We start from the raw sequence: 23,767 nt of genomic DNA on the forward strand, positions 1-23,767 counted from the left end.
AAAGCGACTATTTGCTTCGGCTTTCTACCGATCGAACACCTGCCCTATGTTCCGCCTTCCTCCAACATTCCGCAGGCAAGATAGGGCCATTAGCTCCGATTTACCCGCTTTGCATGAACGTCGAGAGGACTTGGCCATCCATCACTTTTTAACTCTTCGTGAATTTTGTTAAATCGCCGAGGCCTGAAAACCCAGGTGACGAAGAGTCACCGCAGGCTCAACGCCGAATGGTCGACAAACGAGAGGGAAAAGGCCGAAGCCGGAGAGAACGGACGAAAAAAAACGCGGCGTCCGAATCGGAGGCCGCGTTTAAACGGAGGAATGAGGGTCAGCGCTTGGCCAAGTGGGCCTTGGGCGGGCGCGGGCGCACGGCCAGGACGGCGGCGCGGCCGATGCCGACCAGCAGCGGGCGGAAGAACATGGCGACGCCACCCAGCAGCGCCACACCGGTGGCGGTACGAACGACCTGGCCGACTGGAACGGCGGCAACTGCGGTCTGGATGAGGGTGAGCGAGGCAGACATGGTGTTGATAATTGTTGAGTTGTGCACAGCATAGTGCGATGCAACATATAAATCTAATTTTGTTCACTGATGACGCTTATGCATTCTGTGAATACTTGAGGTACACTGGGAGCATCTGTATTGCCATCGATAAGTTCCCATGAGCTTTCTGACGCTTGACCTGAACCTGCTGCGCGTCTTCGACGCAGTGATGACCGAGCAAAACCTCACCCGCGCCGCCGGGCACCTCGCGATGACCCAGCCGGCCGTTTCCAACGCCATCAAGCGGCTGCGCGAAAGTCTGGGGGACGAACTCCTGATCCGCACCGCCTATGGCGTCAAGCCGACGCCGCGCGCCGAAGCGCTATGGCCGGCCGTGCGCCAGGCCCTGGCTGCGCTGGAAGCGGCCGTGATGCCGGAAACCTTCGACGTTTCCAAGGCCCAGGCCACCTTCCGCATGGCGATGGCCGACGCCACCGCCGCCCTGTGGCTGCCGTCGCTGATGCGTTCGATTGAACGGGAAGCGCCGGGCGTGAACATCCGCATGGTGCCGCTCACCACGCGCGAACCGCGGCCGATGCTGCTGCGCGGCGACATCGACCTGGCGGTCGGCTTCTTCCCTGGCGTAGCGGCCCAGCTGTCCTACGAAACAGGTTCGCCGATCCGCCATGAGCGCCTGTACTCGGGCGTCTACGTGTGCGTGATGCGCAAGGACCACCCGCTGGCCAAGGAAAAGCTCGACCTCGACACCTATTGCAAGGCCAATCACCTGCTGGTGAGCTTCTCGGGCCGCGCTCACGGCCTGGTGGACGAAGCGCTGGCCCAGATCGGGCGCGAGCGCCGCATCCTGCTGACCGTGAACCAGTTCTTCACGGCAGGGCGCGTGGTGGCGAATTCGGACCTGATCACGGTACTGCCGAAGCACCTGATGGTGTCCACCGGCATGACCGACGCGCTGGTCTGGCGCGAACTGCCCTTCCAGCTGCCGGCCGTACACCTCGACATGCTCTGGCACGAGCGCGACGGCCGCAGCCCGGCCCACCGCTGGCTGCGCAAGAACCTGGAAAGCATGGCGGAGAGCGCCTCGCCCAAGACCGGCGCCAGGAAAGTGGTCTAAAGCACTGCATGCCGGCATCGTTGCCGGCATCGTTTTTTCCGCCTGCAAGATCCGCCTCCGGAACCGCTTTTGAGCCCTGTCCGGCTTTGTGATACCTCGTCCCGGCTCGTCCCGCTGCACCCTACATTGAGAGAGGCGCATGCACGGTGCATGCGCCTACCAATGGGAGGTAAGCATGCGAAACTTTTCGACAGGACGGATCGCGCTCGCGGCCGGCGTGCTGGCGTTTGGCGGCGCACTATGGCAGGCGCAGGCCGCCGCGCCCGAAGCCTTGGAAGCCGGAATGGCCGGTACCGCGCACGCCGCCAAGGACGTCTACGGGATCGTGAACCTGGTGCCGTCCCCGGTGCTGCGCACCTACATCAATGCGCGTGGCCAGGTGGCCCTGGAGTACATCGCGCTCGACGACCGGCTGCATGCCGGCGTCTTCAACGGCGAGCGCCTGCTCGACATCAGCCCTCCGGGCCACGATACCTCCTCGGTCAGCGGCATCAACGACAGGGGCGAGGTAGCCCTGCAGATCCGCTTTCCCAGGACCGATCCGTCGACCGCCGTGTTCCAGCCCTATCGCTGGTCCGCGGCGCGCGGCTTGGTGCCGCTGCCATCGCCCAACCCGGACACCAACACCTTCCTGCAGACCCTCAACAACCGCGGCGAGATCGTCGGCGGCTCAGACACCACCGGAGACAGCAACTACCGGGCGGTACGCTGGACCGCGGCCAATCGCCTGTTGCCCCTGCCGTCCCCGACCGGCCTCACCAATACCTTTGCCACCGACATCAACGAGAACAACGTGACTCTTGGCGACGGCCAGAGCGCCGGCGGCGCCTCGCACCTGATCGTCTGGAATGCCGCCGGCCGCGCGACCGACCTCGGCACGCTGGGCGCGAGCAGCGCCGTCAGCCGCTTCCTCAACAACCGCGGCGACATCGTCGGCCTGTTCGACTTCACCACCCCGAACTTCACGTCCTTCCTGCTGAGCCCGGGCAAAGGCGCGGCACGCATCGGCCTGAATACGGTTCCCACGGATCTCAACGAAGCGGGCGAGGTGGTCGGCCGGGTCCAGCGCAGCAACAACGAGAACCGCGCCTTCGTGTTTTCGCGTGCGCGCGGACTGGTCAACCTTAACCCTTCATCCTTCTGGGCGTCCGAAGCGAATGGCGTCAACGACAGTGGGGTGGTAGTGGGCCTGGCCTGGCCAGAGCAGTACGCCCAGAGCCGCGCCTGGCGCTGGCTGCGCTCTGGCGCCGGCGTCGACCTGAATAGGCGCCTGCTGAACGCTCCTGGCGGACTGGTGCTGACCAACGCGCTCACCGTGTCCGCCAATGGCGATATCGTGGCCGAATCGAATGCCGGGCTGGTCCTGCTGCGCCCGAACGGCGGCGGGACCGATGCGCCGGTGCTGGGGCCGATCCAGCTGAGCCAGCTCCAGGTGAACCGTCCGGTCCAGCTCACGCTGTCGCTGCGCGACCGCAACCCGGCGGACACGCACAGCGCTACGGTCGACTGGGGAGACGGCAGAGGGCCGCAAGCGGCGGCGCTGCGTGAATACAGGGGGAAGGGCGAGGTGCGCGCCAGCCATACCTACACGGCGCAGGGCGACTACAACATCGTGGTACGCGTGACCGACTCGAGCCGCAGGAGCACCACGCTGTACGAGCGCATCAACTTGCTCGAGCTCGGTACGCCGGGACAGGTCGCTAAAAAGCGCCCGCAGGCGCATCCGCAGGCGCCGGGGCGTTGAGGAGGCTTAGCGGATCGGCAGCTTGGTGGTGTTCTTGACCTCTTCCATCACTGCATAGGTGTGCGTTTCGCGCACACCTTTTTGCAGCAGGGTCTTGCCGAGGAATTCGCGGTAGGCGGCCATGTCCTTCACACGCGCCTTGACCAGGTAGTCGAAGCCGCCTGCCACCATGTGGCATTCGAGCACTTCCGGAATCATCTGGACGCTCTGTTTGAATGCATCGAAGACCTCGGGAGTGGTACGATCGAGCACCACCTCGATGAACACCAGCAGCGACACGTCCAGTAGCTGGGGGTTGAGCTGGGCCGTATAGCCCATGATGTAGCCGGATTCGTGCAGCTTGCGCACGCGCTCCAGGCAGGCGGCGGGAGAGAGGTTGACCCGTGCCGCCAGCTCGACGTTGCTGATTCGTCCGTCGTTCTGCAGTTCTGCCAGAATCTTCTTACTGATCTTGTCGAGCATGGTCCGCCTCCTGCCATGTAAATATTATTCGGTCAGATTGTCTCACCAAAAACTATCTTTTGCTAGTCTGTCGTAAAAACAGAATTAATCCAGAAGATTTCCTTCTACAATCGAATCATTCCATTGTGTTCCGGAGCACGCCGGCCGCCCCTAGGGTGGTGCGGCGTGTTTTGCTGCATGAGCACGAAGTCCGTTTCCTTTTTAGAAGAATCACTATGCAGATTGCTGCCGTCCCGGCGTCCACCTTCGTCCCCTTCGATGCATTCCAGGCTGAGGTCAAGCACGACCAGACCCCGCTGCGCGAAGCCATCACCAATGCCTACCGCCGCGACGAGACCGAAGCGGTCCAGTGGCTGCTCGCGCAAGGCGCCAGCGCCAACGGCGACGCCTACATGCTGGCCCACCGCCTGGTCTCGAGCGTGCGCGACAAACGCACCCGTTCCTCGGGCGTGGACGCCCTGATGCACGAGTTCTCGCTGTCTTCGGAAGAAGGCGTGGCGCTGATGTGCCTGGCCGAAGCGCTGCTGCGCATTCCGGACAGCGAAACCGCCGACCGTCTCATCGCCGACAAGATCAGCAAGGGCGACTGGAAGAAGCACTTGGGCGAATCGCCTTCGCTGTTCGTCAACGCAGCGACTTGGGGCCTGCTGATCACCGGCAAACTGGTCTCGACCAATAGCGAGAAGAACCTGGGCTCGGCGCTGACCCGCCTGATCGCCAAGGGCGGCGAACCGCTGATCCGCAAGGGCGTGGACATGGCGATGCGCATGCTGGGCAACCAGTTCGTCACCGGCCAGACCATCGACGAGGCACTGAAGAACAGCCGCGAGAACGAAAGCCGCGGCTATCGCTACTCCTACGACATGCTGGGCGAAGCCGCGCTGACAGAGCAGGACGCGAAGAACTACTACGCCTCGTACGAGACCGCGATCCACGCGATCGGCAAGGCCTCGAACGGCCGCGGCATCAAGGACGGCCCGGGCATCTCGATCAAGCTGTCGGCCCTGCACCCGCGCTACAGCCGCGCCCAGTACTGGCGCGTGATGAACGAGCTGCTGCCGCGCGTGCGCAGCCTGGTGCTGCTGGCCAAGCAGTACAACATCGGCATCAACATCGACGCGGAAGAAGCGGACCGCCTCGAGATCTCGCTCGACATGCTCGAATCGCTCGCTTTCGACCCGGAACTCAGCGGCTTCGAGGGCATCGGCCTGGTGGTGCAGGCGTATCAAAAACGCTGCCCCTTCGTGATCGACTTCGTGGTCGACCTGGCCAAGCGCAGCGGCCGCAAGTTCATGGTGCGCCTGGTGAAGGGCGCCTATTGGGACGCCGAGATCAAGCGCGCCCAGGTCGAGGGCATGCCGGGCTATCCGGTCTACACGCGCAAGGTCTACACCGACGTGTCCTACCTCACCTGCGCGCGCAAGCTGCTGGCGGCCAGCGATATGATTTATCCGCAGTTCGCGACCCACAACGCGCATTCGCTGTCGGTGATCTACACCTGGGCCAAGGCCGACGGCATTACCAACTACGAATTCCAGTGCCTGCACGGCATGGGCGAGACCCTGTACGACCAGGTGGTCGGCCCGCGCAAGCTGGACAAGGCCTGCCGCATCTACGCGCCGGTTGGCTCGCACGAGACCCTGCTGGCCTACCTGGTGCGCCGCCTGCTGGAAAACGGCGCCAACTCTTCATTCGTGAACCAGATCGTGGACGAGAACGTGGCGATCGACACCCTGCTGGCCGATCCTTTCGAACAGGCGCGCGCCGCCGGTGGCAAGCCGCACCCGGCGATCGCCCTGCCGCTGCAGCTGTTCGGCGCCGAGCGCAAGAATTCGGCGGGCCTGGACCTGGTCAACGAGCACATCCTGAGCTCGACCGCCGAAGGCCTGGCCAAGCAGCGCCAGTACAACGCGACGCCGCTGATCGCCGGTCCGGTGGAAGCTAGCGAGCCGGCGAAGGTGATCAATCCCGCCATGTCGAGCGACGTCGTCGGCCAGGTGGTCGAAGCGTCCCGCACGGACGTAGAAACCGCACTGTCCGCCGCTGCCGCTTTCGCCGGCGAATGGGAAGCGACTCCCGTCGAAACCCGCGCCGCCATTCTCGAGCGCACCGCCGACCTGTTCGAGCAGAACGGCACCGAGCTGATGGCCCTGGCCGTGCGCGAGGCAGGCAAGTCGCTGCCGAACGCGATCGCCGAGCTGCGCGAAGCGGTCGATTTCCTGCGCTACTACGCCGTGCAGGTGCGCGAATCGAAAGCAGATGGCGCGCTGGGTCCGGTCACCTGCATCAGCCCATGGAACTTCCCGCTGGCGATCTTCACCGGCCAGGTTGCCGCCGCCCTGGTGGCCGGCAACGTGGTATTGGCCAAGCCGGCCGAGCAGACTCCCTTGATCGCCCATCGCGCCGTCGAGCTGTTCATCGAAGCGGGGACCCCGCGTGCGGCGCTGCAGCTGCTGCCGGGCCGCGGCGAAGTGGTGGGCGCCGCCCTGACTTCGGACACGCGCGTCAAAGGCGTGATCTTCACCGGGTCCACCGAAGTGGCCCAGCTGATCAACCGCACTCTGGCTACGCGTGCGGAAAAAGAAGGCATCGACATCCCGCTGGTGGCGGAAACGGGCGGCCAGAACGCGCTGATCGTCGATTCCTCGGCACTGCCGGAGCAGGTGGTGCAGGACGTGCTGTCCTCGGCCTTCGACTCGGCCGGCCAGCGCTGCTCGGCGCTGCGCGTGCTGTTCCTGCAGGAAGACATCGCCGACAAGACCATCAAGATGCTGCGCGGCGCGATGCTGGAACTGCGCGTGGGCGCCCCGGACCGCCTGGCGACCGACATCGGCCCGGTGATCGATGCGGAAGCCCAGCGCAACCTGCTGGCCCACATCGAACGCATGCGCGCCACCGCGCGCAGCCACTTCGCGCTCGAGCTGCCGGAGAGCGTCAATGCCCAGGGCACCTTCGTGCCGCCGACCGTGCTGGAAATCGGCTCGATGGCGGAACTCAAGCACGAAGTCTTCGGCCCGGTGCTGCACATCGTGCGCTACCGCCGCGCGGACCTGCCGAAGGTGATCGACACCATCAACGCCACCGGCTACGGCCTGACGCTGGGCGTGCATTCGCGCATCGACGAAACGATCGACTTCATCGTCTCGCGTGCCCACGTGGGTAACATCTACGTCAACCGCAACATCGTCGGTGCGGTCGTGGGCGTGCAGCCTTTCGGTGGCGAAGGCAAATCCGGTACCGGCCCGAAGGCCGGCGGTCCGCTGTACCTGAAGCGCCTGCAGCGCAATGCCGCGCCCCTGATGGAACACAGCCGCGTGTTCGACGCCGGCCTGGATGCGCTGCTCGGCTGGCTGCGCGCTAACGACCATGCGGAGCTGGCCACGCTGGCGCAAGCCTATGGCCGCACCGCGCTGACCAACGTCGAGATCGCCCTGCCAGGTCCGACCGGCGAGCGCAATACCCTGGCCTTCACCAAGCGCGGCACCGTGCTGTGCGCACCGAAGACGGCAAACGGCCTGCTCAACCAGCTGGCTGCAAGCCTGGCCACCGGCAACCGCGCCCTGGTGCTGGCGACGCCGGACCTGATTCCAGCCAATCTGCCGGCGCTGGTGAAGGAACGGGTGCGCTTCATCGGTGACGATGAACTCGACGCCGACGAGTTCCAGATCGCGCTGCTGGAAGCCGGTCTTGCCGGTTCGCTGCGCGCGAAACTGGCAGCGCGCCCGGGGGCCATCGTCGGCATTGTCGACACCACGGCCACGGCGCCGGTCGCCCTGTGGCGGCTGGTGGCCGAACGGGCCGTCTGTGTCAACACGACGGCGGCTGGCGGCAACGCAAGCCTCATGACGCTGGGAGTGTAATCATCTGGGGGAGCGCGAGCTCCCCTTTTTTTTGACCCAAATCAAAGCAGCAGGAGTAGCGTAGGAGCGTAGGGTGGGCGGGTCTTCCGCCCACGCGGTGATAGTTGGCAGCCGAGTCATTACAAAAATTGGAGGTAGACATGCTTGTTGGCGTACCAAAGGAGATCAAGAACCACGAGTACCGCGTCGGCCTGACGCCGCCCTCGGTGCGTGAGCTGACGTCGCGCGGTCACGAAGTCATCGTGCAGCAGGGCGCCGGTGAGCAGATCGGGCTGTCGGACGAGCAGTACGTGGCGGCCGGCGCCACCATCGTGGGCACGGCGAAGGACATCTTTGCCCGCGCCGACATGATCGTGAAGGTCAAGGAACCGCAGCCGCTCGAATGCGCGATGCTGCGCGAAGGCCAGGTGCTCTACACCTACCTGCACCTGGCGCCCGATCCTGAGCAGACTGCGGCCCTGGTCAAATCCGGCGCGATCTGCATTGCCTACGAAACCATCACCGGCCCGGGTGGCGGCCTGCCGCTGCTGGCGCCGATGAGCGAGGTGGCTGGGCGCATGTCGATCCAGGCCGGCGCTGCGCACCTGGAAAAGTCGCGCGGCGGCATGGGCCTGCTGCTGGGCGGGGTGCCGGGTGTCGCTGCCGGTCACGTGGTCATCATCGGCGCCGGCGTGGTTGGCACCAATGCGCTGCAGATGGCGGTCGGCACCGGCGCCCGCGTAACGGTGCTCGACAAGAACGTCGACCGCCTGCGCCAGCTGGATCTCGTCTACGGCAACCGCATCTCCACGCTCTACTCCAACGCCCACTCGATCGAGGAAGCGGTGCTGGATGCGGATCTCGTGATCGGCGGCGTGCTGGTGCCGGGAGCCGCGGCGCCCAAGCTGGTCACCCGCGACATGATCTCGCGCATGAAGAAGGGCGCTGTGGTGGTGGACGTGGCGATCGACCAGGGCGGCTGCTTCGAGACCTCGCATGCGACCACCCACGCCGATCCGACCTTCGTCGTCGACGGCGTGATCCACTACTGCGTGGCGAACATGCCGGGCGCGGTGGCGCGTACGTCCACGTTTGCCCTCAACAACGCCACCATCGGCCACGCCGTGGCGCTGGCGAGCAAGGGCTGGCGTCGCGCCTTGTCGGATGATGCCCACCTGCGCAACGGCCTGAACGTCTGCCGGGGCAAGGTCACCTATGAGGCGGTAGCAAAAGACCTGAACTACGATTACGTGCCGGCAGAGACCCTGCTGGGCTGAAGCGGATACTCAAGCAGATCCCGGCAGACGCGCCGGGTGATATGGAAGGCATACTGCGCGGCGACCGATTTCACGAAACGCATGAAATCGGTGGCCGCGTTTTCATTGGCGTTATCCGACACGGTGCGGATCACGGCGCATGGCACGCCCAGCTCGTAGCACACCTGCGCCACCGCGGCGCCTTCCATTTCGACCGCCACCAGGCCCGGCATGGCGGCATTCAGGGCTTCCAGGCGCACACGGTCGTTCATGAACTGGTCGCCGCTCGCCACCAGGCCGCGGTGTACGCGCGGCTGCGCCAGGCGGAATGCCTGCCGTTCTCCTTCGCTGATCGCGTCCAGGAAGTCACGTTCCAAGAATTCATGGGCAGCGCGCGACAGGCGCAGCGACAGCTGCTGGTCGGGCTGGAAATGGGTCAAGCCGGTGAGCGGCACCTCGAAGCGCGGAAACAGGGGACTGGCATCCATGTCGTGCTGGACCAGGGCTTCGGCGACCACGATATCGCCCACCTGGACCGTTTTATCTCCCGCGCCGGCCACGCCGGTGAAGAGGATGTGGGTAACTCCGAACTTCTCCACAAGCGTTGTCGCTGTCATGGCAGCCGCAACCTTGCCAATTCGCGATAGAACGCACACAGCGTCGATTTCCCACAGTGTTCCTGTCCAGTAGTCACGCATGCCATGGATGAGCTTGGAGGGCCCTCTCATGGCTTCCACGAGCCCCAGCTGTTCTTCAGCCAGCGCGCTGATGATCCCCAGTCGCATGTTTTTCCTGTTTTTTGTTATCAAAGTGACTTGCGAAAGTACACAACGCGCTCGGTTTCCTCGAATCCGAGTGCCTCGTGCATGGCGTGGCTCGCCGTGTTGTCGATGGCAGCGTCGGACGCCATCTCGCTACAACCCTGTTCCCTGGCCCATTGCTCGGCAGTTTTGACGAGCAGGGCGGCAATCCCGTGGTGCCTGGAAGCAGGATCGACGTACAAACCTTCCAGGAAGCCGACAGGAGACGACTCCGTGCCGTTGACGTAATCACTGCGCAGCGCGACCTCAATCAGTCCCTGGGGCTCGTCGTCGCTTGAATACGCGATGAACTGTGCATAACGGCCGGGTTGTTCACACAGCGCCTGCATTTCAAGCAGATGTTCAGCCGGATCTTCGGGCCACAGCGCCATGCGCAGCTCCAGCCAGCCGGCTTGTTCAGGACTTGTACAGGGTTTGATCGAGCTCATTCGTTAACTTTTTCGCACGGATGAGTGTGCATTTTGCTTGTCTTACAGGCGAGAGGCTAGAAAAAACGCGTTCTCCTGGCCTTTCCAGGGCGCTTGCGCTTCCAGGTTCTTAGTTAACTAAGTTGTATATAAAGACTGGTAGTAGATAGTAAACGCGGCTTCTTCTGTTGATAACTCGCGTTTACTCCACAGTATCAAACACTTGCGTTCGCGTTTACCGGCTGCACAAACCTTGCGTGGAGCTTGCACGAATCTTGGACAGTTTTGGCAGTGAAGAAAAATCGACGTGTTCTGCACATCCGATCCTGTGGATATACCTCGACTTTTCCACAGACGCATCGGCAAACCAGGCCTGCAGGACGGGTTTCGGGCGGGTCTGATGCGCTTCCGGGATGCGAACAGGGGTGTTGAGTCAAGCAGTACGCGTCAGCAGTCAATATTGCGAGCAGGTCTGGCAGGGTTCTGGGCCACGCAGTGAAAGCTGCACAGACGCGTTGTTGGGTTTTGTTGTTGTAGTAAACAAGTTTGTATACAAACTGGTAGTAATAGTAAACGAGCATGCAGTTGTGGATAAGAAGGATTTTCTCCACAAGCTCAATGGTTTACGGTCGCGTTAACGTGCTGAACAAGGCTTGTGTTTGAACTGTAGGAAAGTTGGACAGAATTTTGGCTGACCTGGTTAAGGAGCGCTTCTACACATTCGTTCCTGTGGATATCCAAGAGGTTTTCCACAGATGCTGGCAAAAATAGGCATATTGCTGCCGGCAGTGCTAGCAGTGAAGGTCGATGCAGGAAAGCTGACTTTAGGTCTGGGCGGCCGACTGTTGGCGGTGATCGCAGTCCAGGTCCGAAACCGAAGCCTGTAGCAAACTGAAGCATCCAGGTGCTGGCAGTTGCTGATCCATGGCTTGAGAGCCTGTGTGCCGTGTGCGACGAAGGGCGAAAAAAAAATTTCGAAAAAGTTTCCTGGGTTTACAAACAAAATTTGTATACAAGGATAGTAGTAGTGGTTAACGGCAGCCTGAGTCTGTGGAAAAGACGATAAACGCCTAACGAATCATCAACTTACTGTCCGGATAAATCAGTGCAGCAGTTGCGCGTGAAGACGTTTGAAAAACTGGACAAGATTTTGATGGCCGTAAAATGCCCCGGTTCTGCACAAAACAGACCTGTGGATATCAAGAGGCTTATCCACAGAGGGGCCCTAGACTTCCGTTTACGATCTGGTAAGCTTGCCTCAACGAATGACGAACGGAGGCCTTGTGGATCTCGACGCGCTGTCTCGTAAGCCCATGCCTGGCCAGCCGGAGGGGACCGGTTTGCCTGTGTTCGCAGGTGGCGTACACGGCGTTTGCGGCATCGTTCGGGAAGCCTGAGCTTGGAATCGGCCGGCGAGTACGACTACATCATCGTCGGCGGCGGCACATCCGGCTGTGTGCTGGCGAATCGGCTCTCGGGGCGGCCGGACATCGAGGTCTTGCTGATCGAAGCGGGTGGCCGCGACGACTACATGTGGATTCACATCCCGATCGGCTACCTGTACTGTATCGGCAATCCGCGCACAGACTGGCTGTTTCGCACCGAAGCCGATCCCGGCCTGAACGGGCGGGCGCTGATCTACCCACGCGGCAAGGTGCTGGGCGGCAGCTCGTCGATCAACGGCATGATCTACATGCGCGGCCAGCCCGCGGATTACGAGCGCTGGGCCGAGGTTTCCGGCGACGATTCCTGGCGCTGGGAGAAGGTGCTGCCGCTGTTCAAGCGCAGCGAAGACCATTATCTGGGCGCCAGTGAACTGCATGGCGCCGGCGGCGAATGGCGGGTGGAAAAGCAGCGGCTGTCGTGGAAGATCCTGGATGCCTTCCGTGAGGCGGCAGCCCAGACCGGCATCCCGAAAATCGAGGACCTGAATGCCGGCCTTGGCGAAGGCTCCGCCTACTTCGAGGTCAACCAGCGACGCGGTATCCGCCTGAATACCGCGAAAGCTTTCCTGAAACCAGCGGCGAAACGGCCGAACCTGACGATCATGACCGGCTGCCACGTCGAACGCCTGCTGTTCAAGGACGGTCAGCAGGGAAAAGCCTGTAGCGGCGTGCAGTTCAGCGGGGATGGACGCATGTTCACGGCGACGGCAAGGCGCGAAACTTTGCTGGCGGCGGGGGCGGTGGGTTCGCCCCAGATCCTGCAGCTGTCCGGCATCGGCGATGCGGGTGAACTCCAGCGTCATGGCATTGCTCCGGTTGCCGACTTGCCGGGCGTGGGCGCCAACCTGCAGGACCACCTGCAGCTGCGCATGATCTTCAAGGTGCAGGGCGTGCCCACCCTGAACACACGCGCCACCAACTGGTTCGGCAAGGCCCTGATCGGGCTCGAATATGCGTTCATCCAGAGCGGACCGATGTCGATGGCGCCGTCCCAGCTGGGCGCCTTTGCCCGCTCGTCGCCCGAGCTGCCGGCCCCTAACCTGCAGTACCACGTCCAGCCCCTCTCGCTGGACAAGTTCGGCGATCCGCTGCACCGCTTTCCGGCCTTTACGGCCAGCGTGTGCAACCTGCAGCCGACCGCGCGCGGCCACGTGCGCATCGCCTCCAGCGACAGTTATGCGCCGCCGAAGATCACGCCGAATTACCTGAGCACCGAGGCCGACCGCAATACCGCCGCGGCGGCGCTGGCGCTGACGCGCCGCATCGTGGCCGCGCCGGCCCTCAAATCCTACCGCCCGGAAGAATTCATGCCGGGCCCGCAGTACCAGAGCGAGGAAGAACTCGCCCATGCGGCCGGCCTGGTCGGCACGACGATCTTCCACCCGGTCGGCACCTGCCGCATGGGCCGCGAAGACGATCCACAGGCGGTGGTCGACAGCCGCCTGCGCGTGCGCGGCGTCGAGAAGTTGCGGGTAGTGGACGCCTCGATCATGCCCTTCATCACCTCGGGCAATACCAATTCTCCAACCATCATGATTGCGGAAAAGGCTGCCGTGGACATTCTCGCCGGGCACAAGACAACAGCCTAGACGTGCAAAAACGCACAAGCGGCTTGCACCGATAGGGCGCATCTGCACCGCGCACGCCAGCTCGGCCGTATTGTGAGGGCCAAAGCTTGTATGTATCATCAGGCAAGCAGTCCTCGCAGTTTCTGTCACTTGCAGCAGCACGTGTGGAGAACCAATGGCGGATGTCATTCTGGAGACGAGAAAGCTCACCAAGGAATTCAAGGGATTCACGGCGGTCAGCGAGGTCAGCCTTCAGGTCGAGCGCGGCCACATCCACGCCCTGATCGGCCCGAACGGCGCCGGCAAGACCACCTGCTTCAACCTGCTCACCAAATTCCTGGCCCCGAGCTCCGGCCAGATCCTGTTCAAGAGCCGCGACATCACCCATGCCCGGCCGGCCCAGATCGCCCGCATGGGCATCATCCGCTCCTTCCAGATTTCCGCCGTCTTCCCGCACATGACGGTGCTCGAGAACGTGCGCATCGGCCTGCAGCGCCGGCTCGGCACCAGCTTCCAGTTCTGGCGCAGCAGCCGCTCCTTGAAACAGCTGGACGAGCAGGCACTGGCCCTGCTGGGCGAGGTCGGCCTGGACGGCTTCGCCGGCAGCCTGACGGCCGACCTGCCCTACGGCCGCAAGCGCGCGCTGGAGATCGCCACCACCCTGGCGATGGAGCCGGAATTGATGCTGCTGGATGAGCCGACCCAGGGCATGGGCCATGAAGATGTCCACAGGGTGACGGAGCTCATCAAAAAGGTATCCGCCGGCCGCACCATCCTGATGGTCGAGCACAACATGAACGTCGTCGCCGGCATCTGCGACCGCATCTCGGTCCTGCAGCGCGGCGCGGTGCTGGCTGAAGGCAGCTACGCCGAGGTATCGCGCAATCCCCAGGTGATGGAAGCCTATATGGGCACGGCCGCCGGCGAGCTCGCGGGAGCGCGGCATTGAACCCGGCGCTCCAGATCGCCGGCCTGCACGCCTGGTACGGCGAATCGCACATCCTGCACGGCATCGACCTGAGCGTGGCGCCGGGTGAAGTGGTGACGCTGCTCGGCCGCAACGGCGCCGGCCGGACCACGCTGCTGCGCGCGATCATGGGCCTGACCGGACGCCGCAGCGGTTCCATCAAGGTGGGTGGCGTCGAATCGATCGATCTGCCGACCCACCGCATCGCCCACCTCGGCATCGGCTACTGCCCGGAAGAGCGCGGCATCTTCTCTTCGCTGTCGGCAGAGGAAAACCTGCTGCTCCCGCCGCAGCTCAGGGGCATAGCGGGGGCAGGGAAGGGACTCGGCCTGGACGAGATCTACGCGATGTTCCCCAATCTCTACGAGCGCCGCCACAGCCAGGGCACGCGCCTGTCCGGCGGCGAGCAGCAGATGCTGGCCGTGGCCCGCATCCTGCGCACCGGCGCGCGCCTGCTGCTGCTCGATGAGATTTCCGAAGGCCTGGCGCCGGTCATCGTGCAAAGCCTGGCGCGCACCATCACGACGCTCAAGGCCAGGGGTTACACGATCCTCATGGTCGAACAGAACTTCCGCTTCGCCGCGCCGCTGGCGGACCGCTTCTACGTGGTCGAGCACGGCCAGGTGGTGGAGACTATCGCGGCGCCAGAACTGGACAGCAGGATGCCGCTCCTCACCGAGCTGCTCGGCGTTTGAACCATGCATCACCCGCCAACAAGAATGGAGACCACATGAAACCTACCGTCATTGCCCTTGCGCTCGCCTCCAGCCTTGGCTTGTCGCTGCCGGCTCAGGCCCAGATCTCGGTCGACGTCATCAAGATCGGCTTCATCACCGACCTGTCCGGCGTGTATTCCGACGTCGACGGCAATGGCGGCGCGGAAGCGATCCGCATGGCGATTGCCGACATGGGCGGGGCGATCAACGGCAAGAAGATCCAGCTGGTCGTCGCCGACCACCAGAACAAGCCCGACATCGCCGCTTCCAGGGCGCGCGAATGGTTCGACCAGCAGGGCGTCGACCTGCTGATCGGCGGCACCAATTCCGGCGCCAGCCTGGCCATGGCCAAGGTGGCCGCGGAAAAGAAAAAGGTCTTCATCGCCATCGGTTCCGGCACCGCGCAGCTGACCAACGAACAGTGCACGCCCTACACGGTCCACTACGCCTACGACACCGTGGCGCTGGCGCGCGGCACCGGCGCCACCATGCTCAAGCAGGGCGGCAAGTCCTGGTACTTCCTGACCGCCGACTATGCCTTCGGCCAGTCGCTCGAGAAGGACACGGCGGACGTCATCAAGGCCAATGGCGGCACCGTGGTGGGCAGCGTCAAGCATCCGCTGTCGGCCTCGGACTTCTCGTCCTTCCTGCTGCAGGCGCAGTCCTCGAAAGCGCAGGTGCTGGGGATGGCGAACGCGGGCGGCGACCTGATCAACGCGGTGAAGGCGGCCAACGAATTCGGCCTGACGAAGAAGATGAAGGTGGCCGGCCTGCTGGTGTTCATCAACGATATCCACACCCTGGGCCTGAACACGACCCAGGGCATGTACCTGACCGACGGCTGGTACTGGGACCAGACGCCTGACTCCCGCGCCTGGGCCAAGCGCTATTTCACCAAGATGAAGAAGCAGCCTTCGATGCTGCAGGCGGGGGATTACTCGGCCACGATGCAGTACCTGGGCGCCGTCAAGGCGACGGGCACCGACAACGCCGACAAGGTGATGGCGCACCTGAAAGCCACGCCGATCAAGGACATGTTCGCCACCAACGGCACGATCCGCTCGGACGGCCGCATGGTCCACGACATGTACCTGATGCAGGTGAAGACGCCCAAGGAATCGAAGGGGGCTTGGGACTACTACAAGGTGATGGCGACGATCCCGGGGGACCAGGCTTATACGAAGAAGTCGGAGACCAAGTGCGCGTTGTGGAAGTAAGCATCATCGCTAGCTCCACATCGACCATTAGCTTCAAAACCGTCGTTCCGGCGAAGGCCGGAACCCAATTTCTGCGTGCATAACAGCAGCGCGAAGAACTTGGGCACCGGCCTTCGCCGGTGCGACGGTCTCACAGTTAGCAATATATCGAACTAACGCGGCACTCCAACCAGGGTACATGGACATCTTCGGCATCCCCCACCAAGCCCTGCTGAGCCAGCTCCTGCTCGGCCTGGTCAACGGCTCCTTCTACGCCATGCTTTCGCTGGGCCTGGCCGTCATCTTCGGCCTGCTCAACGTCATCAACTTCTCCCATGGCGCGCTGTACATGATGGGGGCCTTTGCCGCCTACATTGGCGTCACCAGCTTCGGCCTGAACTACTGGATGATGCTCCTGCTGGCCCCGCTGCTGGTCGGCCTGTTCGGCATCCTGGTCGAGCGTTCGATGCTGCGCTGGCTGTACCAGCTCGACCACTTGTATGGACTGCTCCTGACCTTCGGCATCACGCTGCTGCTGGAAGGGGTGTTCCGCTCCTTCTTCGGCGTCTCCGGCCAGACCCTGGACGTGCCCGAGCAGCTCGCCGGGGCCACCGACCTTGGCTTCATGATCCTGCCGAACTACCGCGCCTGGGTGGTGGCCGCCTCGCTCGCCGTCTGCCTGTCGACCTGGTTCGTGATCGAAAAGACCCGCCTCGGGGCCTACCTGCGCGCCGGCACCGAGAATCCGAAACTGGTGGAAGCCTTCGGCATCAACGTGCCGCTGATGGTCACGCTCACCTACGGCTTCGGGGTGGCGCTGGCCGGCCTGGCGGGCGTGCTGGCGGCGCCCGTCATCAACGTCACGCCGCTGATGGGTTCGAACCTGATCATCGTCGTGTTCGCAGTGGTGGTGATCGGTGGCATGGGCTCGATCCTCGGCTCGATCCTCACCGGCCTGGCCCTGGGCGTGATCGAGGGCCTGACACGGGTGTTCTATCCGGAAGGCTCGGAAGTGGTGGTGTTCGTGGTGATGGTGATTGTCCTGCTGCTGCGTCCGGCCGGGCTGTTTGGCAAGGAGCGCTAGACCATGAATCGTAAAACCCTCTCCCTGCTGGGCCTGCTGCTGTTCCTTGCGGCGCCCTTCTTCGCCTATCCCGTGTTTCTGATGAAGCTGCTGTGCTTCGCCCTGTTCGCCTGCGCCTTCAATTTGCTGATCGGCTTTACCGGACTGCTTTCCTTCGGACATGCCGCTTTTTTGGGCAGCGCCGGCTATGTGACGGGGCATCTGCTGGCGGTGGTGGGGCTGCCGACCGAACTGGGCATTGCAGCGGGCGTGGCCGCGGCCGGGCTGCTGGGCCTGGCGATCGGCCTGCTGGCAATCCGCCGCCAAGGCATCTACTTTTCGATGATCACGCTGGCGCTGGCCCAGATGGTGTATTTCGCGGCGCTGCGCGCCCCCTTCACGCATGGCGAGGATGGGCTGCAGGGCGTGCCGCGCGGCCGCTTGTTGGGGCTGCTGGACCTGTCCAACGACCTCACCATGTACTACGTGGTGCTGGCGATCGCCGCCGCAGGTTTTGCGCTGATCTATCGCACCGTCCATTCGCCCTTCGGCCAGGTGCTCAAGGCCATCAAGGAGAACGAAGCGCGGGCGGTGTCGCTCGGTTATGAAGTCGACCGCTACAAGCTGCTGGCCTTCGTGCTATCGGCCAGCCTGGCGGGGCTCGCAGGAGCCACCAAAACGGTCGTGCTGGGCTTTGAGACGCTGACCGACGTGCACTGGACCATGTCCGGCCTGGTCGTCCTGATGACGCTGGTAGGGGGCATGGGAACGATGGCCGGGCCCATCGTTGGCGCCTTCCTCATCATCGCCCTCGAGAACAAGCTGGGCGACTGGGGGACCTGGCTCTCGGAGCGGCTCGGCATCGCGTGGTTCGCGAGCCTCGGCGAATCGGTGGGCATGGTGACGGGCTTGATTTTCATTGTCTGCGTTCTATTGTTCCGACGTGGTATCGTGGGGGAGATGGGTGCGCTGCTCGAGTCCGGCAAGCGCACGGCGCCTGCGGAGCGAACATGAACCTGGAATCCCACTACGTCGACGTACACGGCCTGCGCAAGTTCTACGTCAGCGCAGGCAATGGCCCGGCCGTCATCCTGATGCACGGCTTTCCGGATACCCACGAGATCTGGCGCTACCAGATCCCGGTGCTGGCAGCCAATGGCTACCGCGTCATTGCGCCCGACATGCGCGGCTACGGCAGGACCGATGCGCCGCCCGGCACCGGCGCCTATGCCATCGAATTCCTGTGTGCGGACATCCTCGGCCTGATGGACCAGCTGGGCCTCGCGCGGGCGTCGATCGTGGGCCACGACTGGGGCGGGCTGGTCGGCTGGCAGCTGTGCATGAACGCGCCCCAGCGCTTCGAGCGTTTCGTCGCCCTGTCCACTGGCCACCCGGCGGCCATCGCCAGTGCCGGCGTCGCCCAGCAGATGCGCTTCTGGTACATCCTGGGCTTCCTGATGCCGGTCGTGGCCGAGCATGCGATCCGCGCCAACGACTGGTTCTTCCTGCGCCAGATGACGCGCCGCCCCGAGCAGCTGGCGATCTGGCGCGCCGCGCTGGAACCGGAAGGGCGCCTGACCGCGGCGCTGAACTATTACCGGGCCAACCTGAAGCTGGGCCGGCCGCACCATTGGCGTCCGGTCGAGGTGCCGGTGATGGGTGTCTGGAGCGACCGCGACCCGGCCCTCGGCGAAAAGCAGATGCTGGATTCGCTGCATCACTGCCGCGCGGGCTTTCGCTACGAGCGCCTGAGCGGGGCGGGGCACTGGATGCAGTTGTCCGCCAGGGACCGCCTCAACGCCCTGCTGCTGGACTTCCTGCGCGCCTCATAAGGCTGCCGCGTAGATCGCGCGTGCATCCGCGCGGGTGAGCTCGCGGGGGTTGTTGCCGAGCAGGCGGGTCTGGAGCATGGCGTCGTCTGCTAGCCGGTCGAGGTCACCCTCGTCGATGCCGACCTGGCGCAAAGTCGTTTCGATCCCCGTCATCTTGGCTGTTTGTTGCATCGCAACAATGAGCGCCTGCGCCCGCGCTTCTTCGCTGCCGCTGGCATGCGGCACCACAACCGCCGCCAGTTCCGCGTACAAGTGGGCAGCCTCCGGCAGGTTGAAATGCAGGACGTGCGGGAGCACCAGCGAGTTCGACAGACCGTGCGGCACGTGGAAGATGCCGCCGATGGGGTAAGCCAGCGCGTGTACGGCGGCCACCGGTGCATTCGAAAATGCTTGGCCGGCAAAGCAGGCGCCGAGCAGCATGGCCTGCCGGACTTCCAGATTGTCGCCGTGCTCGCAGGCCCGGATCAGGCTGCGCGACAGCAGCGCCAGGGCCTCCCGCGCCAGTGCATCCGACAGTGGATTCTTCTTGTGCCGGCTGGTATAGGCTTCGATCGCGTGGACCATGGCGTCGATGCCGGTTGCCGCCGTCACAAGCGGCGGCAGGCCGAGCGTCAGGTTCGCATCGAGCACGGCCAGGTCGCCGTACAGCTGGGGCGCGACGACGCCGGTCTTGGTCGTCTCGCCCGTGGTGACGATGGCGATGTTGGTCACCTCCGAGCCGGTGCCGGCCGTCGTCGGTAGCTGGACCAGCGGCAGGCGCTTGCCGCTTACCTTGCCGATCCCGTAGATCTCTCCGATGGCCTGGGCCGATCCTGCCAGCACCGCGACCAGCTTGGCGACGTCCATCGAGCTGCCGCCGCCGAAACCGATGACGAGGTCGGCTTCGTGTCGACGCGCAGCCTGCACCGCATCGAGGACCACGGCTTCCGGCGGATCGGCGACGACGCCGGCGAACACCATGGGCGCCAGGCCTGCCTGTTCCAGGCTGAGCCTGGGAAGCTCGAGCAGGCCGGTGCGCACGAAGCCCGCGTCGGTAACGATGAAGGGGCGACGGGTGCCGGGGAAGCGCTCGGCGATGAGTTCGCCGAGGCGCTGGGTCACGCCTGGCTCGGACAGGATGCTGGGAACCGTGCTGAAGGCAAAGGCGGTCATGGTGTCTCCGTGGTCGTTATTGGACAAGCTTAACCCATCCCGTACAATGCAGCCTCTGCATTCCTCCCACGTTCTTTCCCATGATTGATTTTGCTTGGCTCGGCGCTGCTGCCTTCACGGCCGGCCTGGTCGATGCCGTCGTTGGCGGTGGCGGCTTGATCCAGATTCCCGCGATCTTTTCCGTGTTGCCGAAAGAGGTGCCAGCCACCCTGCTGGGCACCAACAAGTTTGCCAGCATCTTTGGTACCAGTGCGGCTGCGGTGAATTACGCGCGCCGGGTGAGGGTAGCGTGGAGCACCGCAGCGCCGGCAGCCGTCGCTGCTTTCATCTTGTCTTTCGCGGGCGCATGGACCGTGACGCGGGTGCCAGCCGACTTTGTACGTACACTGCTGCCGATCATCCTCGTCGCGGTCGCGGTATACACCTTCAAGAAGAAGGAGCTCGGTGCGGTCCATGCACCCGTCCACAGCGGACGTGCGGAGCGCTACTGGGCGATCGGCATCGGTGCGGCGATCGGCTTTTACGATGGCTTCTTTGGCCCGGGTACAGGTAGCTTCCTGATCTTCCTGTTCGTTCGCTTCTTCGGCTTCGATTTCCTTGGTGCGTCGGCAGCGGCCAAGATCGTCAACGTGGCCTGCAATTTTTCGGCGCTGCTGTGGTTCGGCTACAGCGGGCACATATTGTGGCAGCTGGGCCTAATGATGGCAGTGTGCCAGGTCGCGGGTTCATTGGTCGGTACCAGATTGGCGCTGAAGCATGGTAGCGCGTTCGTGCGGAAGCTCTTCCTTGTGGTCGTATCCGGACTGATCCTGAAAACCGCCTACGATGCGTTCACGAAGATAGGTTGGTGATTGTTCCACGTGAAACAGCAAAGCCGGGTTCGCCCGGCTTTTTTTGTTTTTGTTTCACGTGGAACATCTTAGCGACGGTCGCGTTAACTGTTCCACGTGGAACAAAATCTGTCGTTTTAAGCCCCCCTTAGAGTCCGGCAAGAAAAAAGAATCTATAATCGCGCATTAGACTCCTCGCCTCACTCTCCATCATGCTATTTCCAACTGAATTCGACGTCATCGTCGTCGGCGGCGGCCATGCCGGTACCGAGGCCGCACTTGCGTCGGCACGCACGGGTCAGAAGACCCTGCTGCTCACGCATAACATCGAAACCCTTGGCGCAATGTCGTGCAATCCATCGATTGGCGGCATTGGGAAGGGTCACCTCGTCAAGGAAGTCGACGCCCTCGGCGGCGCCATGGCGATCGCCACTGACGAAGCGGGCATCCAGTTTCGTATCCTGAATTCGTCCAAAGGCCCAGCCGTGCGTGCCACCCGGGCCCAGGCCGACCGCGTCCTGTACAAGCAGGCGATCCGCTCGCGCCTGGAGAACCAGCCGAACCTGTGGCTGTTCCAGCAGGCCGTCGAAGACCTGATGCTGGAAGGTGACCGCGTCGTCGGCGCCGTCACCCAGGTCGGCCTGAAGTTCCGCGCCCGCGCCGTGGTGCTCACCGCCGGTACTTTCCTGGACGGGAAGATCCACGTCGGCCTGCAAAACTATTCGGGTGGCCGCGCCGGCGACCCACCGGCCGTATCGCTGTCGAGCCGCCTGAAGGAACTCAAGCTGCCGCAAGGACGCCTGAAGACCGGCACGCCGCCGCGCATCGATGGCCGCAGCATCGACTTTTCGGTACTCGCCGAACAGCCGGGCGACCTCGATCCGGTGCCGGTGTTTTCCGTCATGGGCAACACCGCCATGCACCCGCGCCAGGTGCCGTGCTGGGTCACGCACACCAATGAAAAAACACACGAGATCATCCGCAACGGTCTGGATCGCAGCCCGATGTACACCGGCGTGATCGAGGGTGTCGGCCCGCGCTACTGCCCGTCGATCGAAGACAAGATCCATCGCTTCGCCTCGAAAGAATCGCACCAGATTTTCCTGGAACCGGAAGGCCTCACCACCAACGAGTTCTATCCGAACGGGATCTCGACCAGCCTGCCGTTCGACGTGCAGCTGGAACTGGTGCGCTCGATGCGCGGCATGGAGAACGCCTTCATCCTGCGTCCCGGCTATGCGATCGAGTACGACTACTACGACCCGCGCGGTCTGAAGGCGTCGCTGGAGACCAAGGCGATCAAGGGCCTGTTCTTCGCCGGCCAGATCAACGGCACCACCGGCTACGAAGAAGCCGCGGCCCAGGGCCTGCTCGCCGGCCTGAACGCCGCGCTGCAGACCCAGGGCAGGGATGCCTGGACGCCGGGCCGTTCGGAAGCCTATCTCGGCGTGCTGGTCGACGACCTCACCACCCAGGGTGTGGCCGAGCCTTACCGCATGTTCACCAGCCGCGCCGAATACCGCCTGTCGCTGCGTGAAGACAATGCCGACATGCGCCTGACCGAAATCGGCCGCAAGCTCGGTATCGTGGGCGACGCCCAGTGGGCCGCGTTCGAGACCAAGCGTGAAGCCGTCGCCCGCGAACTCGAGCGCCTGCGTTCGACCTGGGTGAACCCGCGCATCCTGGCCGCCGCCGAATCCGAGCGCGTGGTGGGGCAGGCGATCGAACGTGAGTACAACCTGGCGGACCTGCTGCGCCGTCCGGGTGTGCAGTACGACACCCTGATGAGCATGACTGGCGCCGAAGGCCAGGCACTGGCTGGCCCGGGTGTAGAAGACCCGGCGGTGAAGGAACAGATCGAGATCCAGCTGAAGTACGCCGGCTACATCGACCGCCAGGCGCGCGAAGTGGAGCGTCACGACCACTACGAGAACCTCAAGCTGCCCGAGAACCTGAACTACCTGGAGATCGCGGCACTGTCGATCGAGGTGCGTCAGAAGCTCGATAAACAGCGCCCGGAAACCCTGGGCCAGGCTTCGCGCATTTCGGGCGTGACCCCGGCGGCGATCTCGTTGCTGCTGGTGCACCTGAAAAAGCGCGGCGCCAAGGGCTTTACCAATGCTCCCGCGGAGGCGGCCGAATGAAGTATTTCGACCGCGCCGCCCTGGCGCAGGTGCTGGGTGAGGGCATCAAGGAAATGCAGCTGGACGTGTCGGCGCAGCAGCAGGAACAGCTGCTGGATTACCTGGCCCTGATGAACAAGTGGAACAGCGTCTACAACCTGACGTCGCTGCGCGACCCGATGCAGATGGTGACGCACCACCTGCTCGATTCGCTCACCGCAGTGCCCGCTTTTACCGGCGCGCGCAATGTGCTTGATGTCGGAGCAGGGGGCGGATTGCCCGGTGTCGTGCTGGCGATCTGCCGCCCCGACATGAACGTGTCGATGATCGACACCGTCCACAAGAAAACCGCCTTCCTCAAGCAGGTGAAGGCGGAGCTGGAATTGACCAACGTCACGGTGCACACGATGAAGGTGCAGGAACTCGAAGTGAGCGACAAATTCGACGTGATTACGTCGCGTGCTTTCGCCGACCTGTCGGATTTCCTGAACTGGTCCGGGCACCTACTGGCGGAGGGCGGGAAATTCATCGCCCTCAAGGGCACCGCGCCGGCCGAAGAGCAGGAGCGAATACCGGCGGAATGGAAAATCAGCGGTTTGCAGCCATTGCAGGTTCCAAGGCTCGGCGCGGAGCGGCACCTGATCTTTGTTGAGAGATCGGCATAAACAAAATAAACCGTATAAATAGTTTATACCGTTTATAAAGTACGAACCATTAAAATGGTTTG

The 23,767-nt window shown here is 63.4% G+C and carries 19 protein-coding genes; 14 read left to right on the forward strand and 5 right to left on the reverse strand.

What is annotated here, in order from left to right; all coding sequences use genetic code 11:
• Nucleotides 1-328: 328 nt before the first annotated feature.
• The gene (locus LK539_RS13440) at nt 329-523 is read right to left on the reverse strand and encodes a hypothetical protein (RefSeq protein WP_227801439.1); all 195 of its coding nucleotides are present in this window, start codon (nt 521-523) and stop codon (nt 329-331) included.
• Between the two features lie 139 nt (nt 524-662).
• Between LK539_RS13440 and LK539_RS13445 the strand changes: the two genes are divergently transcribed.
• Together LK539_RS13445 and LK539_RS13450 are read left to right on the forward strand one after the other, a co-directional pair.
• On the forward strand, nt 663-1,619 hold the full coding sequence (locus LK539_RS13445; protein ID WP_036253186.1) for a LysR family transcriptional regulator: 957 nt from the start codon (nt 663-665) through the stop codon (nt 1,617-1,619).
• A 175-nt stretch (nt 1,620-1,794) separates the two neighbouring features.
• Complete coding sequence (locus tag LK539_RS13450) at nt 1,795-3,363, forward strand: PKD domain-containing protein (RefSeq protein WP_227801440.1); 1,569 nt, start codon at nt 1,795-1,797, stop codon at nt 3,361-3,363.
• Nucleotides 3,364-3,369: 6 nt separating this feature from the next.
• On the opposite strand, the gene LK539_RS13455 is transcribed toward LK539_RS13450, so the two are convergent.
• A complete protein-coding gene (locus LK539_RS13455; RefSeq protein WP_005664065.1) occupies nt 3,370-3,825 on the reverse strand; it encodes an Lrp/AsnC ligand binding domain-containing protein in 456 nt (151 codons plus the stop codon).
• 215 nt (nt 3,826-4,040) lie between these two features.
• Here LK539_RS13455 and putA point away from each other — a divergent pair, with 215 nt between their 5' ends.
• Nucleotides 4,041-7,685 carry a trifunctional transcriptional regulator/proline dehydrogenase/L-glutamate gamma-semialdehyde dehydrogenase gene (putA, locus tag LK539_RS13460; RefSeq protein WP_227801441.1) on the forward strand — a complete coding sequence of 1,215 codons (3,645 nt, stop codon included), beginning with the start codon at nt 4,041-4,043 and terminating at the stop codon, nt 7,683-7,685.
• A 140-nt stretch (nt 7,686-7,825) separates the two neighbouring features.
• Nucleotides 7,826-8,941 carry an alanine dehydrogenase gene (gene ald / locus LK539_RS13465; RefSeq protein WP_227801442.1) on the forward strand — a complete coding sequence of 372 codons (1,116 nt, stop codon included), beginning with the start codon at nt 7,826-7,828 and terminating at the stop codon, nt 8,939-8,941.
• Here the strand turns inward: ald and LK539_RS13470 are convergent.
• Both LK539_RS13470 and aac(6') read right to left on the reverse strand, forming a co-directional pair.
• Nucleotides 8,911-9,705: a 5'-methylthioadenosine/adenosylhomocysteine nucleosidase gene (locus tag LK539_RS13470; RefSeq protein ID WP_227801443.1), complete on the reverse strand. Its 795-nt coding sequence runs from the start codon at nt 9,703-9,705 to the stop codon at nt 8,911-8,913. The genes ald and LK539_RS13470 overlap by 31 nt on opposite strands.
• A gap of 20 nt (nt 9,706-9,725) precedes the next feature.
• Nucleotides 9,726-10,169, reverse strand: coding sequence for an aminoglycoside 6'-N-acetyltransferase (aac(6'), locus tag LK539_RS13475; protein WP_227801445.1), 444 nt, complete (start codon nt 10,167-10,169; stop codon nt 9,726-9,728).
• A 1,378-nt stretch (nt 10,170-11,547) separates the two neighbouring features.
• Here aac(6') and LK539_RS13480 point away from each other — a divergent pair.
• The 7 genes from LK539_RS13480 (at nt 11,548) to LK539_RS13510 (ending at nt 18,935) form a co-directional block, all read left to right on the forward strand.
• Nucleotides 11,548-13,182 (forward strand): GMC family oxidoreductase, encoded by a 1,635-nt coding sequence (locus LK539_RS13480; RefSeq protein WP_227801446.1) that lies wholly within the window; start codon nt 11,548-11,550, stop codon nt 13,180-13,182.
• A 154-nt stretch (nt 13,183-13,336) separates the two neighbouring features.
• Nucleotides 13,337-14,110, forward strand: coding sequence for an ABC transporter ATP-binding protein (locus tag LK539_RS13485; RefSeq protein WP_227801447.1), 774 nt, complete (start codon nt 13,337-13,339; stop codon nt 14,108-14,110).
• Nucleotides 14,107-14,823, forward strand: coding sequence for an ABC transporter ATP-binding protein (locus LK539_RS13490; RefSeq protein ID WP_227801448.1), 717 nt, complete (start codon nt 14,107-14,109; stop codon nt 14,821-14,823). The genes LK539_RS13485 and LK539_RS13490 overlap by 4 nt, the downstream gene beginning before the upstream one ends.
• 35 nt (nt 14,824-14,858) lie before the next feature.
• Nucleotides 14,859-16,061 carry an ABC transporter substrate-binding protein gene (locus LK539_RS13495; RefSeq protein ID WP_227801449.1) on the forward strand — a complete coding sequence of 401 codons (1,203 nt, stop codon included), beginning with the start codon at nt 14,859-14,861 and terminating at the stop codon, nt 16,059-16,061.
• A gap of 178 nt (nt 16,062-16,239) precedes the next feature.
• On the forward strand, nt 16,240-17,124 hold the full coding sequence (locus LK539_RS13500) for a branched-chain amino acid ABC transporter permease (protein ID WP_227801450.1): 885 nt from the start codon (nt 16,240-16,242) through the stop codon (nt 17,122-17,124).
• Between the two features lie 3 nt (nt 17,125-17,127).
• Nucleotides 17,128-18,117, forward strand: a complete 990-nt coding sequence (locus LK539_RS13505; protein WP_227801451.1) for a branched-chain amino acid ABC transporter permease — start codon at nt 17,128-17,130, stop codon at nt 18,115-18,117.
• The gene (locus LK539_RS13510) at nt 18,114-18,935 is read left to right on the forward strand and encodes an alpha/beta fold hydrolase (protein ID WP_227801452.1); all 822 of its coding nucleotides are present in this window, start codon (nt 18,114-18,116) and stop codon (nt 18,933-18,935) included. The genes LK539_RS13505 and LK539_RS13510 overlap by 4 nt, the downstream gene beginning before the upstream one ends.
• On the opposite strand, the gene LK539_RS13515 is transcribed toward LK539_RS13510, so the two are convergent.
• Nucleotides 18,930-20,087, reverse strand: coding sequence for an iron-containing alcohol dehydrogenase (locus tag LK539_RS13515; RefSeq protein WP_227801454.1), 1,158 nt, complete (start codon nt 20,085-20,087; stop codon nt 18,930-18,932). The two genes, LK539_RS13510 and LK539_RS13515, sit on opposite strands and share 6 nt — an antisense overlap.
• Before the next feature lie 80 nt (nt 20,088-20,167).
• Here LK539_RS13515 and LK539_RS13520 point away from each other — a divergent pair, with 80 nt between their 5' ends.
• The 3 genes from LK539_RS13520 to rsmG all read left to right on the forward strand — a co-directional run bounded on the left by LK539_RS13520 (nt 20,168) and on the right by rsmG (nt 23,705).
• Nucleotides 20,168-20,938 (forward strand): TSUP family transporter, encoded by a 771-nt coding sequence (locus LK539_RS13520; protein ID WP_227801455.1) that lies wholly within the window; start codon nt 20,168-20,170, stop codon nt 20,936-20,938.
• A gap of 191 nt (nt 20,939-21,129) precedes the next feature.
• Nucleotides 21,130-23,061 (forward strand): tRNA uridine-5-carboxymethylaminomethyl(34) synthesis enzyme MnmG, encoded by a 1,932-nt coding sequence (gene mnmG, locus LK539_RS13525; protein ID WP_227801456.1) that lies wholly within the window; start codon nt 21,130-21,132, stop codon nt 23,059-23,061.
• The gene (gene rsmG / locus LK539_RS13530) at nt 23,058-23,705 is read left to right on the forward strand and encodes a 16S rRNA (guanine(527)-N(7))-methyltransferase RsmG (RefSeq protein WP_227801457.1); all 648 of its coding nucleotides are present in this window, start codon (nt 23,058-23,060) and stop codon (nt 23,703-23,705) included. The genes mnmG and rsmG overlap by 4 nt, the downstream gene beginning before the upstream one ends.
• Nucleotides 23,706-23,767 lie beyond the last annotated feature (62 nt).

The sequence above is a fragment of the Massilia sp. IC2-476 genome (assembly GCF_020707295.1).
Lineage (GTDB): Bacteria > Pseudomonadota > Gammaproteobacteria > Burkholderiales > Burkholderiaceae_D > Telluria.